Source organism: Microvirga sp. GN3, from assembly GCF_055792825.1.
In genome coordinates, this window is sequence record NZ_JBVVAK010000163.1 from 1 (window position 1) to 16088 (window position 16088).

Annotated in this window: 16 protein-coding genes and 1 pseudogene; 6 read left to right on the top strand and 11 right to left on the bottom strand. The window is 64.7% G+C overall.

Annotation, left to right across the window (positions count from 1 at the left end; genetic code table 11):
• Window positions 1–343 precede the first annotated feature (343 nt).
• Window positions 344–1657 carry a dual-specificity RNA methyltransferase RlmN gene (gene rlmN / locus ACS5Q1_RS39600; RefSeq protein WP_473103382.1) on the top strand — a complete coding sequence of 438 codons (1314 nt, stop codon included), beginning with the start codon at window positions 344–346 and terminating at the stop codon, window positions 1655–1657.
• A gap of 169 nt (window positions 1658–1826) precedes the next feature.
• Here the strand turns inward: rlmN and ACS5Q1_RS39605 are convergent, their stop codons facing one another.
• On the bottom strand, window positions 1827–2333 hold the full coding sequence (locus tag ACS5Q1_RS39605) for a hypothetical protein (protein WP_473103383.1): 507 nt from the start codon (window positions 2331–2333) through the stop codon (window positions 1827–1829).
• Between the two features lie 128 nt (window positions 2334–2461).
• Between ACS5Q1_RS39605 and ACS5Q1_RS39610 the strand changes: the two genes are divergently transcribed.
• The 4 genes from ACS5Q1_RS39610 to ACS5Q1_RS39625 all read left to right on the top strand — a co-directional run bounded on the left by ACS5Q1_RS39610 (window position 2462) and on the right by ACS5Q1_RS39625 (window position 5246).
• Window positions 2462–2941: a hypothetical protein gene (locus tag ACS5Q1_RS39610; protein ID WP_473103384.1), complete on the top strand. Its 480-nt coding sequence runs from the start codon at window positions 2462–2464 to the stop codon at window positions 2939–2941.
• Between the two features lie 183 nt (window positions 2942–3124).
• Window positions 3125–3724 (top strand): LemA family protein, encoded by a 600-nt coding sequence (locus ACS5Q1_RS39615; RefSeq protein ID WP_203441978.1) that lies wholly within the window; start codon window positions 3125–3127, stop codon window positions 3722–3724.
• A gap of 4 nt (window positions 3725–3728) precedes the next feature.
• Complete coding sequence (locus ACS5Q1_RS39620) at window positions 3729–4634, top strand: TPM domain-containing protein (RefSeq protein WP_473103385.1); 906 nt, start codon at window positions 3729–3731, stop codon at window positions 4632–4634.
• Window positions 4635–5246, top strand: coding sequence for a TPM domain-containing protein (locus tag ACS5Q1_RS39625; RefSeq protein ID WP_473103386.1), 612 nt, complete (start codon window positions 4635–4637; stop codon window positions 5244–5246). It begins immediately after the preceding gene.
• On the opposite strand, the gene ACS5Q1_RS39630 is transcribed toward ACS5Q1_RS39625, so the two are convergent.
• The 8 genes from ACS5Q1_RS39630 to ACS5Q1_RS39665 all read right to left on the bottom strand — a co-directional run bounded on the left by ACS5Q1_RS39630 (window position 5247) and on the right by ACS5Q1_RS39665 (window position 12676).
• Window positions 5247–6002 carry a DUF1223 domain-containing protein gene (locus tag ACS5Q1_RS39630; RefSeq protein ID WP_473103387.1) on the bottom strand — a complete coding sequence of 252 codons (756 nt, stop codon included), beginning with the start codon at window positions 6000–6002 and terminating at the stop codon, window positions 5247–5249. It abuts the gene before it with no gap.
• A 105-nt stretch (window positions 6003–6107) separates the two neighbouring features.
• Window positions 6108–7067: a lipid A biosynthesis lauroyl acyltransferase gene (locus tag ACS5Q1_RS39635; RefSeq protein WP_473103388.1), complete on the bottom strand. Its 960-nt coding sequence runs from the start codon at window positions 7065–7067 to the stop codon at window positions 6108–6110.
• 129 nt (window positions 7068–7196) lie between these two features.
• Window positions 7197–8219 (bottom strand): zinc-binding dehydrogenase, encoded by a 1023-nt coding sequence (locus ACS5Q1_RS39640; RefSeq protein ID WP_473103389.1) that lies wholly within the window; start codon window positions 8217–8219, stop codon window positions 7197–7199.
• A gap of 342 nt (window positions 8220–8561) precedes the next feature.
• The gene (locus ACS5Q1_RS39645; RefSeq protein WP_473103390.1) at window positions 8562–9308 is read right to left on the bottom strand and encodes an SDR family NAD(P)-dependent oxidoreductase; all 747 of its coding nucleotides are present in this window, start codon (window positions 9306–9308) and stop codon (window positions 8562–8564) included.
• A gap of 4 nt (window positions 9309–9312) precedes the next feature.
• Window positions 9313–10593, bottom strand: a complete 1281-nt coding sequence (locus tag ACS5Q1_RS39650; protein ID WP_473103391.1) for a beta-ketoacyl-ACP synthase — start codon at window positions 10591–10593, stop codon at window positions 9313–9315.
• 10 nt (window positions 10594–10603) lie between these two features.
• A complete protein-coding gene (locus tag ACS5Q1_RS39655; RefSeq protein ID WP_473103392.1) occupies window positions 10604–11728 on the bottom strand; it encodes a beta-ketoacyl-ACP synthase in 1125 nt (374 codons plus the stop codon).
• Window positions 11728–12189: a 3-hydroxyacyl-ACP dehydratase FabZ family protein gene (locus ACS5Q1_RS39660; protein WP_473103393.1), complete on the bottom strand. Its 462-nt coding sequence runs from the start codon at window positions 12187–12189 to the stop codon at window positions 11728–11730. Before ACS5Q1_RS39660 ends, ACS5Q1_RS39655 begins: the two co-directional genes overlap by 1 nt.
• A gap of 205 nt (window positions 12190–12394) precedes the next feature.
• Window positions 12395–12676, bottom strand: a complete 282-nt coding sequence (locus ACS5Q1_RS39665; RefSeq protein WP_009490841.1) for an acyl carrier protein — start codon at window positions 12674–12676, stop codon at window positions 12395–12397.
• Between the two features lie 311 nt (window positions 12677–12987).
• Between ACS5Q1_RS39665 and ACS5Q1_RS39670 the strand changes: the two genes are divergently transcribed.
• Entirely contained in the window at window positions 12988–13710 is a 723-nt protein-coding gene (locus ACS5Q1_RS39670; RefSeq protein WP_473103394.1) for a fused DSP-PTPase phosphatase/NAD kinase-like protein, read from the top strand.
• Window positions 13711–13727: 17 nt separating this feature from the next.
• Here the strand turns inward: ACS5Q1_RS39670 and ACS5Q1_RS39675 are convergent, their stop codons facing one another.
• Window positions 13728–15512, bottom strand: coding sequence for an ABC transporter ATP-binding protein (locus ACS5Q1_RS39675; protein ID WP_473103395.1), 1785 nt, complete (start codon window positions 15510–15512; stop codon window positions 13728–13730).
• Between the two features lie 265 nt (window positions 15513–15777).
• Window positions 15778–16088: pseudogene (locus tag ACS5Q1_RS39680) on the bottom strand (hypothetical protein); the annotation flags it as partial.

Sequence of the window (16088 nt, forward strand, 5' to 3'; positions counted from 1 at the left end):
GCCGCTGCGTCCGGGGTCGGTTGGCTTACCCAGACAATGCGGCTCCATCTTCGCCCACTGGGCATCCGTCAATACATAGCGATCCATCAAGAGCTTGAATCATAAGCCCAAGCTCTTGTGAATCCCCACAGACCTTAGAGCATCGGGCCCAAAAGTGGATGCCACTTTTGGGATCGATCCGATGCTCACCTTTTTGAAGAGCGCATCGCTCTTCGCGGAAAACCGGAGCCACTTTTCCGCACGATGCGCTCGCGCCCGGAATTTTGTTTTTGAAGGCTCACGGTTTCGGCGCAATCGTGTTATATGGCACGCCAACTCCCAACAACGAGGCTTGAGATTTCCCATGGCGACGGTGCTCGACATCGCCAAGCATAACCCCAATGCGGCCCCCGTGGCCGTGAGCGATGCTGCACGCGCGGCCGGGTTCATCGAAAAGAAGGCGGAGCTGAACGTCGTAGCCGGAGCCGCTCCCGGTGGCGCGTCGCTGATCGGCCTCACCCGCGACCAGTTGAAGGACTCGCTTGCTGCCATCGGCGTACCCGAGCGCGAGCTCAAGATGCGCGTCGCTCAGCTCTGGCACTGGATCTATTTCCGCGGGGCGAAAGACTTCTCCGAGATGACCAATGTGGGCAAGGAGCTGCGCGCCAAGCTCAGCCAAGCCTATACGCTTGCCCGCCCGCAGGTCGTGTCCGAGCAGGTGTCGAAGGACGGCACCCGCAAGTGGCTCATCCGCATGCCCTCCACCGGCCCGCTCGACAAGGGCGCGGAGATCGAGTGCGTTTACATTCCGGAAGTCGACCGCGGCACGCTCTGCGTGTCGAGCCAGGTCGGCTGCACGCTGACCTGCTCCTTCTGCCACACGGGCACCCAGCGCCTCGTGCGCAACCTGACCTCGGCCGAGATCGTGGCGCAGCTCATTGTCGCCCGCGATTCCATCGGCGACTGGCCCCACGCGACGCCGCCCGAGGGCGCCTTCGTGCCGACTGATGGCGGGCGCTTCGTGTCGAACATCGTGTTTATGGGCATGGGCGAGCCGCTCTACAACATCGGTGACGTGGTCGCCGCCATCGACGTGATGTCGGACGGCGAGGGCCTGACGCTGTCGCGCCGCCGCATCACCGTCTCCACCTCCGGCGTCGTGCCGCAGATGGAGCGTCTGGGTGCGGAAGCCAACACCATGCTGGCGATCTCGCTCCATGCCGTGCGTGACGAGCTGCGCGACGAGCTGGTGCCGATCAATCGCAAATACGACATCAAGCAGCTGCTCGATGCCTGCCGCGCCTATCCCGGCCTGTCGAACGCGCGCCGCATCACCTTCGAATACGTGATGCTCAAGGGCGTGAACGATTCGGATGCCGATGCGCGCGAGCTCGTGCGCCTGCTGAAAGGCATTCCGGCGAAGATCAACCTCATCCCGTTCAATCCCTGGCCGGGCTCGAAATACGAGTGTTCGGACTGGGAGCGGATCGAACGCTTCTCCGAGATCGTCTATCGCGCCGGCTATGCCTCGCCGGTGCGCACGCCCCGCGGTCGCGACATCCTCGCCGCCTGCGGCCAGCTCAAGAGCGAGACCGAGAAGCTGCGCGCCCGCGCCCGCATGATGGCCGAACAGGGCATCGGCGCCGAGGGCGTCTATGCGCTGGGGGACGGGGAGTAAGCTCCCGTCGGCTCCCCAGCGGGCTCCAAGAAAGCTTCGTAAGTTCTCCCATGTCATGGCCGGGCTTGTCCCGGCCATCTCGACTGTGTGAAGCACCGCTCTCCTCGGATCGGGATCACCGGCACAAGGCCGGTGATGACGGACGCAAAACGGAAGTCCGCACGATTCTCTAAGCGTTGTCCCGCACGGCTTGCGCACGCTTGCCCGCCTGCGAGACGCGGCCGACGTCCATGGGATTGACGATCCGCTCGCGACGGTCGCTCACATTCTCGCGCATGCCCTTCCGGGGCGTCTTTCCCGAATCGGGACGCGCCGGCGCCTCAGCGCCCTGTCGGAGAGCCAAAGCGCGGCGGGCGTTCGCGCGGAACTCATCCGCCTTGCGGCGTGTGCGCTCGCTGTTGATCCGGGTCAGCGCTTCGGCCAGCACGCCCGCCTTCTGACGGTTGCCGACATCCTGCTTCTCGAAGGTCGTCCCCTGCCGGCCCTTGCCGCGGACTTCGCGGCGCTGGCGACGGGCGATGTCCCGCGCCCGGTCGCGCCGCTCCCGCAGACGCTGGGTCAGGTCCTTGAGCGCCGCATCGTCCAGTTTCCCCAGCACCGGATAGCGGGTCTGTTCGACGAGGGTGAACTCCTCGTCGCTCATGAGCCGCCGCTCGTCCAGTTTCGACGTGGCCATGGCGTCCTCCTCCTGCATGGATACCCGCCGCCCGGCTCCTTAATTAGTGCATTACCCGGCGGGGAAAACCGGACCCTTCCGCCGAGGCCTCTAGCGGCGCCAAGCGAACTTTGTCACTATGCGCCGGCATGATCCGCTGGCTTCTCCTGATCCCCTTCGCGCTCCTCATCGCCATCGGCGTGAGCGGCACCTTTTTTCTCATCGCCACCATCGTCGATCCGGTCATGGCGATGCTGACAGGGGATACGCTCTTCGTCGGCTTCTGGTCCCTGGTGGACGCGGTGTTCGCCGCGGAAGATCCTGGGCCCATCGTGGAGGATGCTTTTCTGGCCGTCGGCCGGATCATGTTCACGCTGCTCATCTTCCCGCCGCTGCTGATCGCCATCATCAGCGAGGTGCTCGGGATGCGGAGCCTGCTCTGGCATGCGCTCGCCACCGGCATCCTGACGGCGGCGGTGCCGTGGATCCTGCGCGGGTCGGCGCGGGTCGGTACGCCGGCGGAGCTGCATGTGAGCCTCGTGCTCGGACTCACCGGCGCTGTGGCCGGCTTCGTCTATTGGCTCATCGCCGGGCGGGAGCCACGGCGGCCCGATCCCAGCGCAGCGTGAAGCCCCGAACGATGCACCACGAAGGAGTTGAGCATCGGACTTTTGGCGTCGATGCGCGGCGCCGGGATCATGCCGCAATGCGATGTGCACGGCCATCGAAAAGCGGCTTGTTGAAACGGGGGCCCTGCTCCATGTGTTGATCCCAGCAAAGGTTCGAAAATCCGAATCGGGGGAAGGACAGACATGACGGCTTTGCTTTCAAGGATGCACGTTGCGCTGACCGGCATGATCCTGGCATTCGGCCTGTCCGCCTGTGGCATCAACAATGTCCCGACCCTGCAGGAACAGGCCAAGGCCGCCTGGAGCGAGGTGCAGAACCAGTATCAGCGCCGATCCGACCTCATCCCCAACCTCGTCGAAACCGTGAAGGGCTTCGCCCAGCAGGAGCGCGAGGTTCTGACCCAGGTGACGGAAGCCCGGGCAAAGGCCACGCAGATTCAGGTCGATGCCTCCACCGTGACGGACCCGGAGAAATTCCGGCAGTTCCAGGAGGCGCAGAACCAGCTCTCCGGCGCGCTCGGCCGCCTGCTCGCCACCGTCGAGCGCTATCCGGAGCTGAAATCGAACGCCAACTTCCTCGCCCTGCAATCCCAGCTCGAAGGCACGGAGAACCGCATCGCGGTGGCGCGGCGCGACTACATCTCCGCCGTGCAGGCCTACAATACGGAACTGCGCACGATCCCCGGCCGCTGGATCGCCGCCATCGTCTATCCCGATGCGAAGCCGATGGAGACGTTCACGGCGACCGCCGGCTCCGAGCGTCCACCCGAGGTGAAGTTCTAAGCGGATGATGGGCGCGCCATCTTTCCCCTCCTCCCTTGTGGGGGAGGGCCAGGGAGGGGGGTGTCGGCGCTATGCTGGTTCAAGTCCGGCGCTCACGCCCCCCTCTCCAACTCTCCCCCACAAGGGGGGAGAGAGCAGGACGGCGTTCCTCATTGCTGTTGTCATAACCCTCCTCGCCCTCCTCTTCCCCCTCCCAGCCCTCGCCCAGACCTTTCCCCAGCTCACCGGCCGCGTGGTCGATGCGGCGAACCTTCTGAAACCCGAAGAGCGGGCGGCGCTCGAAGCCAAACTGAAGGCCCATGAGGACAAGACCAGCGACCAGGTGGTGGTCGCGACCGTGCGCTCCCTCGAAGGCTACACAATCGAGGACTATGCCAACCGCCTCTTCCGGCACTGGCAGATCGGCCAGAAGGACAAGGATAACGGTGCGCTGCTTCTCGTCGCGCCGCAGGAGCGGAAAGTACGCATCGAGGTGGGCTACGGGCTGGAGGGCGCGCTGACGGATGCACTCTCCAAGGTGATCATCACCACGGCCATCGCACCGCAATTCCAGAAAGGCAATTTCGCCGGCGGCATCGATGCGGGCGTCGATGCCATGCTGTCGATCCTCACCGGCGATGCGGAGGAATGGCATCGCCGGGCGGAAGTGCGCGAGGACAACACGACGAGCATCGACCCCGTCATCGCCTTCATCATCCTCATGATCCTGTTCTTCCTGATCTCCCGCCTGATGGGGGCTGGCCGTGCGCGCAGCGTCAGGCGCGGGCGCCGCGGTCCCTGGATCGTCACGACCGGTGGCTGGTCTGGAGGAAGCGGATGGTCCGGAGGCGGTGGAGGTTGGTCCGGCGGAGGCGGCTTCTCGGGAGGAGGCGGCTCGTCGGGCGGTGGCGGCGCTTCGGGGAGCTGGTAGATGATTTCACCCGACGATCAGGCGCGCCTTGCCCATGCGATCAGCGACGTGGAGGACGATACCTCCGGCGAAGTCGTGCTCGTGATCGCCGAACAGGCCGCCTATTACCGCGCGATCCCGGTTCTCTGGGCGTTCCTCGCGGCGCTGATCACGCCCTGGCCGCTGATCTGGCTGACATCGATCAGCACGTCGCGGATCTTCCTGATCCAGCTCGCGGTGGCGCTGGTTTTGAGCCTCGTGCTGTCCTGGCCCAAGCTGCGTTACGCTCTGGTTCCGCGCTCAATCAAGCGCACTCAAGGCCATGAGGCCGCCTCGCGCGAGTTCCTGAGGCGGGGACTCACCCGCACGCGCGAGAAGACTGGCGTGCTGATCTATCTGGCGCTCGCCGAGCATCACGCCGAGATCCTGGCCGATACGGGCGTCGCCGACCGGGTTGATCCGACGATCTGGGCCGACATCGTCGCGGACCTAACCGCCGCAATCGGACGCGGCCGCATGACGGAGGGCCTGATCGAGGCCATCCGGCGTACGGGCGCGATCCTGGCCGAGCACGCCCCGCCCCGCCTCGACGACGTGGACGAGCTGCCCAACAAGGTCATTATCCTGCTTTGATTAAAGCCCTGGGGCCTTGGCGGCGCCCAGAATGACGCCGGGCCTTGCGGCATCCGTGCTCTGCAGCAGCACCACATAGGCATCGCCGCCGCTGCGCGCGATCTCAAGCGGCACCTCGAACCGGGCCGAGCCGCCGAGCCACTCGCCGACGCGGTTCAGGCCCCGCACCACATTGGCATAGGTGATGGTCTTGCCGCGGTTCTCGCCGCGTTCGATCGGCACCGTCTTAGCCCTCAGGATAGGCAGCACCCACAACTCGGCTGCACGCTGCGTGGTGTCGGGTGTTTCCTCGACGGCAATCGTCACGGTGCCGTTCTTCTCATCGAGGGTCACGTTCACCGGAAGAGTCTTGCGGCCCTTCGACGTGGCCTGGATCGCCTTCTCGATCTGCGCCCGATCCGAGCCGATGCAGGATTTCTTGCCGTTGACGATCATCTGCGGCGTGAAAACCTGCCGGTCGCTGCGGGAATGGGCATAGGCCTTTTGGCGCTCAGTGAAGGCCACATGGGCGAGCGTGTCCTTCCAGCCGAGATAATCCCAGTAATTCACCGGCAGAGACAGCGCGATGATGTCCGGCTGGCGGGAATACTCGACCAGGAGCTCATCGGCCGGCGGGCAGGAAGAGCAGCCCTGGCTCGTGAACAGCTCGACGACCGCGCGCGGCGGGTCTGCCAGAGCAGGCTGAAGGAGGGCGGTCAAACCGAGGGCCGCCAAAGTCAGTATCAAACGGGACGCCATGGTGCCGCCATCGAACACGAAATCGACCTCAAGGGAAACTCACGTTACCTTGAACGCTAGCGCATCGTGCGGACCCGGCGGGCCGCGCTCGACGATGCGCTCTTCAAAGAGTGGGGCATCGGATCAGATCCGAAAAGGGGAATCCACTTTTGGGTCCGATGCTCTCGTCGGAACCCGCCAGCGGCGGTGCATCCACAGCCACTGCTCCGGATATTCTCTCACCCATTCCTCCACCACGGAGGTCATGGCCTGCATGGCGCCCTGGACGTTGATCTGCCCGTCGGGATCGCGCGGCAGATCGAGCGGTGGCGTCAACTGCAGGCGGAAGCGATGGTTGGGAAGACGGATGACTCGCACGCCATGAACCGGGCAGTCGAATCGGCGGGCGAATTTTCCCAGGATCGGGTTCACCAGCGCCGGGCGGCCCATGAAGTTCACGATCACGCCGCGGGTGAAATGCTGGTCGATGAGCATGCCGAGATGACCATCCTTCTCCAGCGCACCCTGCATGGCGAAGGCCGCGCCCTGGCGGGCCGCCTCCAGGTTGCCCATGGTCTCGCTGCGGATCTCATGCAGGACGCGGGCAATGGCCGGATCGTTGGGCGCGCGGAACACCGCCGTCGCGTCGAGCCCGAAGCGGGCGGCGCAGATGGCAGGCAGTTCCCAATTGGCGAGATGGGCGGAGAAGATGAGCCCGGGCTTGCCGTCGTCCCTCAGGCTGAGGAAGTGATCGATCCCGTCGACCTCGGTGCGGCCCGGCACCATGCTGTCCGGATCAAAATCGAACAGGCGGCCGAGATGGGGATATTCCCCGCCCGTGCGGCCGAGATTATCCCAGGCCGAGAGCGCCAGCGCCTTCACCTCGGCGTCCGACTTCTCCGGATAGGCGGCGCGGATATTGGTGAGCGCCGTCTTGTGCGCCTTCAGCAGCGGGCCGAAGGTGCGCGTGATCGCCGCGCCCACGGCGCCGGAGCGTTCTGGACCCAAGGCCCGCGAGAACGCGAAGACGCCGCGCACGACCCCGACCATGACCGTTCCGAGAAGACGCGAGACAAGGTTGCGGGAACGGTGGGTTTGCTGCACGTCGGTGAAGTCCTGGCACGATGAGCGGCACGAAGCCGGCGTTGAAAAGAAAGGGCCCCGCGTCTTTTTCGAAGGCAGCCCGTTTCGTCAAGATCTGTGGTTACGCGGCCGTTTGTACCAGGGGCCGGGTCAGAACGTCACGATCACCTTGCCGAAGACCTTGCGGCCTTCGAGCCGCTCCAGCCCCTTCTGGAACTCATCCAGCGGGAAGACGGCGTCGATGATCGGCGTCATGCCGCCGGCCATCTTGTCGAGGGATTGCGCGATGTTCTCGATCCGGCAGCCGAAGGATCCGAAGATCCGGTATTGCTGCTGGAAGAGCTGCATCAGGTTCATGGTGGTGGAGACGCCGGAGGTGGAGCCGCAGGTCACGAGGCGTCCGCCGCGCTTGAGGCACAGAAGCGAGCCGTTCCAGGTCTCGGCGCCCACATGCTCGAACACTACGTCGACGCCCTTGCGCTTGGTCAGGCGCCGCACCTCACCCTCGAAGCGCTCGGTGCGGTAGTTGACGACGTAATCGGCACCGAGCGCCTTCGCCTTCTCGCCCTTCTCATCGTCGCCCACCGTCGTATAGACGGTGCAGTCGATGGCCTTGGCCATCTTGATCGCCGCCGTGCCGATGCCGGAACCACCGGCATGGACGAGGATCGATTCACCGGGCTCGAGCTTGGCGTTGTCGAAGAGCATGTGCTGCACGGTGCCAAAGCCGATCGGTGCGCAGGCCGCCTGCTCGAAGGACACCCCCTTCGGCACTGGAATGACCAGCCGTTCGGGCCGGTTGATCAGCTCGCGGGCAAAGCCGTCGATATGGAAGCCCATGATGCCGGCGACGTTCTCGCACAGATTGTCCCAGCCCGTGCGACAGGCCTTGCAATGGCCGCAGGTCTCGGCGCCGTACATGGTCACCGGGTCGCCCGCCTTGAACCGAGTCACCCCCTCGCCCACCGCGGCGATCTCGCCCGAGGCCTCGACGCCCACGGCCTGGGGCATCTTGCGCTTGGCGAAGGCCATGCCGCGGAAGCCCCAGACATCGAGAAAGTTCAAGGCCAGCGCCTTCACGCGAACCTGCACCTCACCGGGGGCGGGCGGCGGAGGCGCCTCCATCTCGGTGATGCGGAGGTCACGGTCGCCGAAGAGCTGAAGGGAGCGCATGCGAAAAAATCCTGTTCGGCGTCATCCCCGAACTCGTTCCGGGACTCTCCGTCCTGCCGGGCAAAGACGTGGATGGCCGGGACAAGCCCGGCCATGACGCGGAGAAATTGTTTGCGGCGACTTAAAGGGCAGCGAGGCAGATGGCAAGTTTCCTGCCGACATCTCGTGTCATTCCGGACACCGCAGGCGATCCGGGATTGCAATCAGGACATGATGCCGGAAACTCCACATTGTCATTCCCGCGAAGGCGGGAATCCATAAACACAGTGGTTGCAGGATGAAGAAGCGTCAGCGGTTATGGATCCCGGGCTCCGCTGTGCGGCCCCGGGATGACGGCGGCGTTTACCGATGCACGCCCAACATTGACGTGAGCCCACCGTCGATGGGCAACACCGCACCGGTGATGTAGGCGGCGGGCTCGGACAGGAGGAAAGCGGCAAGGCCCGCGATCTCCTCCGGCTTCGCGAAGCGGCCGGCCGGGATCTGCTTTTCCATGTTCTCGCGGTAGGCCGCGTAAGGCGCCATCATGTCCGTGTCGATGAAGCCCGGCGCAATCACGTTGACGGTGACGCCGCGCTTTGCCGTCTCGACGGAGAGCGTGCGGCAATAGGAGATCAGCGCGCCCTTGGAAGCGGCATAGGCTGCATTGCCGGGATTGCCCTGGAGCGCCGCCACCGAGCCGATGGCGACGATGCGCCCCCCTTTCGCGCGGATCATGCCGCGCATGAGCGCCTTGGCGATGCGGGTCAGCGACCAGAAATTCACCTGCATGGCGGCTTCGGCCTTGTCCTGCTGCATCATGGCGGCAAGCGCATCGTAGGGCTGGCCGGCATTGTGCACGAGGCCGAAATAACTCTCGCCTTCGATGCTCTCGCAGAACGCCTCCAGAGCCGCCTTATCGGCGAGATCGACTTCATGCGCCTTGATGCTGCAGCCGGGATGGGCCTGCATCAACTCGTCGGCCAGCGCCTTCGCGGCATCGCCCGAGGAGCGGTAGGTGAAATCGACATCGTGGCCGGCGGTCACGAGGGCCCGCACGATGGCCGCGCCGACACCCTTGCCGCCGCCTGTCACCAGAACCCGCGTCATGGTCTTAAGCCCCTTTTGGCTCGGCCCCGAAGACGAGGCAGGTGTTCTGGCCGCCGAAGCCGAAGGAGTTCGAGAGCACGTAATTCACCTTCGCGTCGCGGGCGACATTCGGCACCACGTCGAGCGGGATTGCGGGATCCGGCACCTGATAATTGATCGTCGGCGGAATGCGGCCTGAGCTAAGCGTCAGGAGCGACATCACCGCCTCGACCGCACCGGCTGCGGTGAGCGTGTGGCCGATCATCGACTTGTTGGAGGAGATCGGAAGGCTCGCCATGCGCTCGCCGAACACGGCGGTGCAGCTCATGGCCTCCATCTTGTCGTTCTCCGGCGTCGAGGTGCCATGGGCATTGATGTAGTCGATGTCTTCGGGCGACACGCCCGCATCCTCCAGCGCCTGGCGGATCGCCATGATGGCCGGCATGCCGTCGGGCGAGGAGCGGGTGCGGTGGAAGCCGTCGCCCTTCTCGCCGCAGCCGAGCACGTAGCCGAGGATCGTGGCACCGCGCGCCTTCGCGCTTTCCGCGTTCTCCAGCACCAGGGCCGCGCCGCCCTCGCCCATGACGAAGCCATCGCGATTCTTGGAGAAGGGCTTCGACGCACTTTCCGGATTTTCGTTCTGGGTCGAGAGCGCCGAGAGCAGAGAGAAGCGGATGAGTGATTCCGGGTTCACGGAACCGTCGGTGCCGATGCAGAGCGCCGCATCGGTTTCACCACGGCGGATTGCCTCGACGCCGAGTTGGATCGCAGTGGCGCCGGACGAGCAGGCGGTCGAGAGCGAGATCGGCGAACCCTTGGTGCCGAAGCGGTCGGCGACCCGGTCGGCCACCGAGCCGAAAATGAAGAGGTCGTGCCAGGGCTTGAAGCGGCCCGTGGCCGCGGCCTTGAGAAGATCCTTGTAAGTGACCTCACCCGTCTGGCCGGAAGCTTCGGCCAGCGCCTCGCGCTGCGGCCATTCCATCTCGACCGGCGGCACGGCGATGAAGAGCGCGCCCGGAAAATTCTCTTGGGCCAGGCCCGACTGGCCGACGGCTTCCTCGGCCGCCAGCGTGGCGAGACGCTCGGAGAGCACGGGCGCGCAGAAGGGCTCCACATCGACCGAGTCGATGGTGCCCGCAATGGTGGTGCGCAGGCCTTCCGTGGGAAAGCGCTCGATGCGGTGGATGCCGGATTTTCCGGCCGTCAGGGCGGTCCAGGTGTCGCCCTTGCCCTGGCCGAGGGACGTGACCACGCCCATGCCGGTGACGGCGACGAGCGGACGGCCCTGTCTGTCGCGAAGTGCCATTGCCTTCTCCTCAAGCCCTGGTGAGCCGGATGACGCCCTCGCCGCGCCAATGTCCGATGGAGGTGACGAGCGCCTCCCCGGCCTTTCCTTCAGCGATCAGCCCTGCGGCGAGCGCCACGCCCGTGGGCGCCTGCGCTTCGATCGTATGGCCGACGAGGTCGCCGGTGGCATGAATGGCTGCCCCCGGGGCGATGTCCCTCAGTGCTGCCTGCTCTTCTTCCGTGATGCCCTTGATGCCGGTGGCGCCCGACAGTACCACGTCCGGCTTCGCACCGAGCTGCTTCGACAGGGCATGGAGCGCCCCTTCGACACTACCGGCCTTGCGGCGGGAGCGGCCGGAAGCGACGCCCGTGATGGAAGCCAGCGGCTTTGCGCCACGTGCGGCTGCGTGCTCGCGGGATTCGAGCACCAGGAAGCAGGCGCCGGAGCCGAGGATCATGCCGCCGCTATCGGCGGAGCGTTCCCAGACCGAGGCATACGGCTTCTTCCAGAGGAAGCCGCCCATCTCGTAGATGAGGAGCACATCCGGCCGCTCGGCGTTATAGGCGCCGCCGACAAGGAAGATGTCGTCCTGGCCCGAGGCGATGCGCTCGCGGGCAATGCGCAGCGCATCGACGCCGCTCGATTCCTCGCCCATGAAGGTGCGGGACGCGCCTGTGACGCCGTGGACGATGGAAATGTTGCCGGCCAGAAGATTGGAGAGCTGCGCGAGAAAGAGGGTCGGGCGCAGGTCGCCCATCAGGCGCTCGTTGAGGAAGACGCCCGGGTTGTCCGCCTTCGCCAGGCCGGTGAGGATCTGCCCGTCGACCGTATAATCCCGCTCACCGCCGCCGGCGGCGACAATGAGCTGCATGCGGCTCTTGAGGGCCGCGTCGTCCTTGGCACCCGCCGCGTCGAGGGCGAGGCCTGCGGCATAGCAGCCGAGCTTCTGCCACGCTTCCATCTGGCGCTGGTCGGATTTTTTCGGGATCTGCCGGTCCCATTCGGGGGTGACGACCGGATGAACCAGGAACGGTTCGAAGGTAGCCGCATCCGTGTTCGGAGCGCCGCCGGCTACAAGCGCCGTCAGATGCGCCTCCAGACCCTCTCCGGCACTGGAGACGAGGCCGGTCCCAGTGATGACGACATCCCGCATCAAACACTCTCCTCAAGGAGGCCGATACGCTTGGCTTGTGCGCGCATCAGACCATCCATGCCTTCGGGAAAGGGCATGATCCGGAAACGCAGCTCCGCATCGCAGATCGGCTTGCCCTCGGCTGTGATCTTGGCCTTGGTCACCGCATAACCCGAGCCTTCATGCTCCAGCTGCGCCGTGACGGTGAGCACCGTACCCGGTCCGACGAAGGTGCGAAAGCGCGCCTTGTCGACGCCCATGAGGAACGGCATGTGGGTGAAGCCCGTCAGCCCGAGCACGAGATAGCCGGAAGCCTGGGCCATAGTCTCGGTCAAAAGGACACCGGGGACGAGGGGATGGCCAGGGAAATGCCCTTCGAAAACCGGGCTTTCTTGTGGAACGGTGGATGAGATCTCGATCCGCTTGGTCTCGCGGTCGAGGCTCGTCACCCGGTCGATCATTTCAAAATATTCGAGGCGCATTTTCGCGGAACCTATCCCCCTCCCCCTTGTGGGGAGGGCTAGGGGTGGGGGTGCCAGCGATGAACTGGACCAGCGTGACGCTTACACCCCTACTCCAACTCCTCCCCGCAAGGGAGAGGAGGGCTGCGTCGCGCCTGCTATCCCGACCAGCATATCGACAAGCCTCTTAAGAGCCTGCCCGCCGGGATAGAGCATTTTAATAGTATCAGGCCTGCTTGGCGGCCACGAGCGCATCGATCCGCGCCACGAGGTTCTTCAGGACGAAGTATTCCTCGGCCGGAGCCTTGCCCTCATTCACTTCCTGGGTCCACTGCTCCAGCGGCAGCTTGATCCCGAAGGCCTTGTCGATCGCGAACGCGATATCGAGGAAAGCCAGCGAATCGATGCCGAGATCCTCGATGGCATGGCTCTCGGGCGTGATCTGCTCGCGCGGGATATCGGCGGTCTCTGAAATGATGCCGGCGACGGTCTCGAAGGTGGACGACATGACGTCGCTCTCCTGAACTGCTTGTTGGTCTCAACGATCCAGCGCCGGCAAGCTTGTCTTAGCCCGGTGTCCAGCCACTCGTTTCGTCAAGGAGGGTTGTTTCGAAACGCACCCCTTACACGAGAGCCCGCAGGGCGGCAACCGATTGGTTGCATCTCGCTCTGTTTGACCATGGCCGAAATGTGGGAATTTGACCTGCGGCAACTACTTGAGGTGCAAGCGATTGATTAATCGGCTCCCATCGTCGATAAGGGCCGCCTTCGGTCGCGAACCGAATTATCTTACATTTTAGACAGATTGCTTGGATCGACGTGTTCAACAGGTTCCTCAAACCTGAAGTCCGCTATGCACGCCGCATGGCCCGCATTGCCCGCTGGGACAAACCCGTCGGAGGGCTGTCCGGGCGTCTGCGCGCCTGGGCCCATATGCTGCTCGCCGATCACGGGGTCTTCCGCCTGTTCTACCTGAACAAGCACCAGGTCACCGACCGCCTGTGGCGCTCGGCCCAGCCCGCCCCGCATCAGATTTCCGCTCTCAAAGCCGAAGGCGTTCGCACCATCATCAACCTGCGTGGCGGCCGCGAGCACGGCTCATGGCAGCTCCAGAAGGAAGCCTGCGAGCGGCTCGGCATTCATCTGGAAGAGTTCGTCGTCCGCTCCCGCGGGGCGCCGGACCGGGAAACGCTGCTCTCCGCCAAGGAATTCTTCGACAGGATCGAGTATCCAGCCGTCCTGCACTGCAAGTCGGGCGCGGATCGGGCCGGCTTCGTCGCAGCCCTCTACCTCGTGGTCTACGAGGGCAAGACCATCGACGAGGCCCAGCGCCAGCTCTCCATGCGCTACGGCCATTTCCGCTTCTCGAAGACGGGCATTTTGGACGAGTTCTTCGATCTCTACCGCCGCGAGGGCGAGGCCAAGGGCATCCCGTTCCTGACCTGGATCGAGACCCAGTACGATGCGGAAGCCCTGGAGCGGAACTTCCGCCCGAGCTTCTGGTCGAGCCTCCTCGTCGACAGGATCATGCGGCGGGAATAGATCCAGGTCCGGTCTTCTTAAGATGACGCCACGAGGCTCGGCTCTTCGTCGTCGGAGAGCTGCAGGCGGTGCAGGCGGGCGTAGACACCTCTCCTGGCGATCAGCGCCTCGTGCGATCCCATCTCGGCGATGCGCCCGTTCTCCATCACCACGATCTTCTCCGCATTGCGCACGGTCGAGAGGCGGTGGGCGATGACCAGGGTGGTGCGGCCCTTCATGAGGCGACGGATGGCGTCCTGGACCAGGCGCTCCGATTCAGAATCGAGCGCACTGGTCGCCTCGTCGAGCAGCAGGATCGGGGCGTCCTTCAGGAAGGCACGGGCAAGCGAGATGCGCTGGCGCTCGCCGCCCGAGAGGCGTCCGCCGCCGGGGCCGACCGTCGTGTCGTAGCCCTCGGGCTGCTTCAGGATGAAGTCGTGGGCCGCCGCTGCCTTGGCGGCCGCGATGATCTCCTCGTCCGACGCATCCGGTCGCCCGAAGGCGATGTTGGCCCGGATCGTGTCGTCGAAGAGGATCACATCCTGGCTTACCACCGCGACGGCGCGGCGCAGGCTCGCCAGGGTCACGTCCCGCACATCTTGCCCATCGATCAGGACGGCGCCCTGATTGACGTCGTAAAGGCGCGGCACGAGGGACAGGAGGGTCGATTTGCCTGAACCGGAGCGGCCGACCAGAGCCGTGGTCTGGCCGGCCTCGGCCACCAGATTGACGTGGTCAAGCGCCACCGCCTCGCCATCGTAGGAGAAGGTGAGGTTCGAAAATTCGATCTCTCCACCTCCGAGCGCGAGCGGCTTCGCACCCGGCATGTCCTGGATTTGAGGCCTCTCGTCCATGACCGTGAAGGTGCGGTGGAGGGCCGATGCCGCCTCCTGCACGATGGCGTTGAGGTTGCCGAGCGCCCGGATCGGCTGCGCCGCCATGACGAGCGCGGTGACAAAGCCGGTGAAATCGCCCACCGTACTGTCTCCGGAGAGAATGCGCTGGCCAACCAGCATCAGCACGATGGCGACCGCGAGGCCACCGCCGGTCTCGAGGATAGGATCCATCCGCCCGCGGGCATTGGCGGCCTTCATCTTGAGGTCGCGCACGTCGTCGAAGGTCTTGGCGGCCTTCGTCTTGAGATAGCGCTCGAGCCCGTAGGTCTTGGCGATTCGCGTCCCGGCGAGGCTCTCGGTGATGAGGCTCGCCATCAGGCCCGTCTGCTCCTGGGTCGAGATGGCGACTTGGCGCAGCCTGCGGCCGATCTTGTTGACGGGATAGGCGAAGAAGGGCGCGATGATGGCTGCCACCAGGGTCAGAATCGGGTCGATCCACAGCATCACTACGATGAGCGCGATGATCGTCGTTACCTCGCGCAGGAAGACCGTCGAAAGGCGGGTGAGCGCCTCCCGGATGAAAGCGAAATCCGTGGTGAAGCGCTGGGTCAGCGCCGCCGGGCTCTCGCGCCCGGTCTGGGCGAGATCCGCATCGATCAGATGGCCGTAGAGCGCAGTCTGCATATCGGCCTCGATCCGAGTCACCACCTTGTTGGTGAGGATCGTCAACGCGAGCAGCGAAAAGCCCTTCACCGACGTGACCGCGATCACGAAGAGCGGCGCCAGCATGATCGCCTGCGCGTCCTTGGCATCGAAGGCATCGAAGGCGGCCTTGATCAGCACCGGATAGAGACCTGTCGCGCCTGAGACCAGGGCCACGAGCAGGAGTACCAAGGCCAGCGTCTTCGCGTGCGGACGCATCCAGTCCCGCCACAGGCGGCCGATCAAGGGAAGGGTATCGCCCCGAAGGAGACTTTTACGGGCCATGGGCTCTTTGAAACTCTTATGCTGGAAGGCCCGCGGTTAGCATGTGAACCGTTCAGCCGCAAATTTTTCGCGCGGGTCGATCCTTTTCAACGGGGTTTTGCCGATTCGGGCCAAGCGCGACTATTCCCTCGGTAGGAGGCCGGATCTATGGATGCATACCAATGGTAGAAATCCAAGATTTGATATCCGACTCGCGACACTCGGCTGAACCCCAAGCGCAAGCTGGGCTGACGTCACTTTGTGCTGGAGCGTCGTTCCCAACGCCCTATCCATCGCCAAGAAGCGGGAGCGAGCGCAGGGAGTGGGACAACTTGACCGCACTCCAGGGCATGTACTCGGTGATCGCCAAACCGACGATGCCGGCTTCCGCCGCGACCGCAGTGAGGATTGCGGCAACCTCCTCAAACCGCATCCGGCCCTTGGGCACCTCGTCATAGGTGCCGGGTGCAGCATAGATGCCGTAATGGGCCTGCCGCTCACGAGCTAGCGGAGCGGGGTGGCTGTCCCTCAGAGTGATGGTGTTGGAACGGGGTCCGAGCGGATCGGCCCCAAGCATCATGAGGGACAGCCATGGAC

What these genes read in the sequence shown, in the direction of transcription:
- ACS5Q1_RS39625 (WP_473103386.1), top strand. Translation starts at nt 4,635, where the DNA reads ATGATTTCACCCGACGATCAGGCGCGCCTTGCCCATGCGATCAGCGAC.
- ACS5Q1_RS39620 (WP_473103385.1), top strand. Translation starts at nt 3,729, where the DNA reads ATGATGGGCGCGCCATCTTTCCCCTCCTCCCTTGTGGGGGAGGGCCAG.
- rlmN (WP_473103382.1), top strand. Translation starts at nt 344, where the DNA reads ATGGCGACGGTGCTCGACATCGCCAAGCATAACCCCAATGCGGCCCCC.
- ACS5Q1_RS39655 (WP_473103392.1), bottom strand. Translation starts at nt 11,728, where the DNA reads ATGCGGGATGTCGTCATCACTGGGACCGGCCTCGTCTCCAGTGCCGGA.
- ACS5Q1_RS39675 (WP_473103395.1), bottom strand. Translation starts at nt 15,512, where the DNA reads ATGGCCCGTAAAAGTCTCCTTCGGGGCGATACCCTTCCCTTGATCGGC.
- ACS5Q1_RS39645 (WP_473103390.1), bottom strand. Translation starts at nt 9,308, where the DNA reads ATGACGCGGGTTCTGGTGACAGGCGGCGGCAAGGGTGTCGGCGCGGCC.
- ACS5Q1_RS39610 (WP_473103384.1), top strand. Translation starts at nt 2,462, where the DNA reads ATGATCCGCTGGCTTCTCCTGATCCCCTTCGCGCTCCTCATCGCCATC.
- ACS5Q1_RS39665 (WP_009490841.1), bottom strand. Translation starts at nt 12,676, where the DNA reads ATGTCGTCCACCTTCGAGACCGTCGCCGGCATCATTTCAGAGACCGCC.
- ACS5Q1_RS39640 (WP_473103389.1), bottom strand. Translation starts at nt 8,219, where the DNA reads ATGCGCTCCCTTCAGCTCTTCGGCGACCGTGACCTCCGCATCACCGAG.
- ACS5Q1_RS39660 (WP_473103393.1), bottom strand. Translation starts at nt 12,189, where the DNA reads ATGCGCCTCGAATATTTTGAAATGATCGACCGGGTGACGAGCCTCGAC.
- ACS5Q1_RS39615 (WP_203441978.1), top strand. Translation starts at nt 3,125, where the DNA reads ATGACGGCTTTGCTTTCAAGGATGCACGTTGCGCTGACCGGCATGATC.
- ACS5Q1_RS39650 (WP_473103391.1), bottom strand. Translation starts at nt 10,593, where the DNA reads ATGGCACTTCGCGACAGACAGGGCCGTCCGCTCGTCGCCGTCACCGGC.
- ACS5Q1_RS39605 (WP_473103383.1), bottom strand. Translation starts at nt 2,333, where the DNA reads ATGGCCACGTCGAAACTGGACGAGCGGCGGCTCATGAGCGACGAGGAG.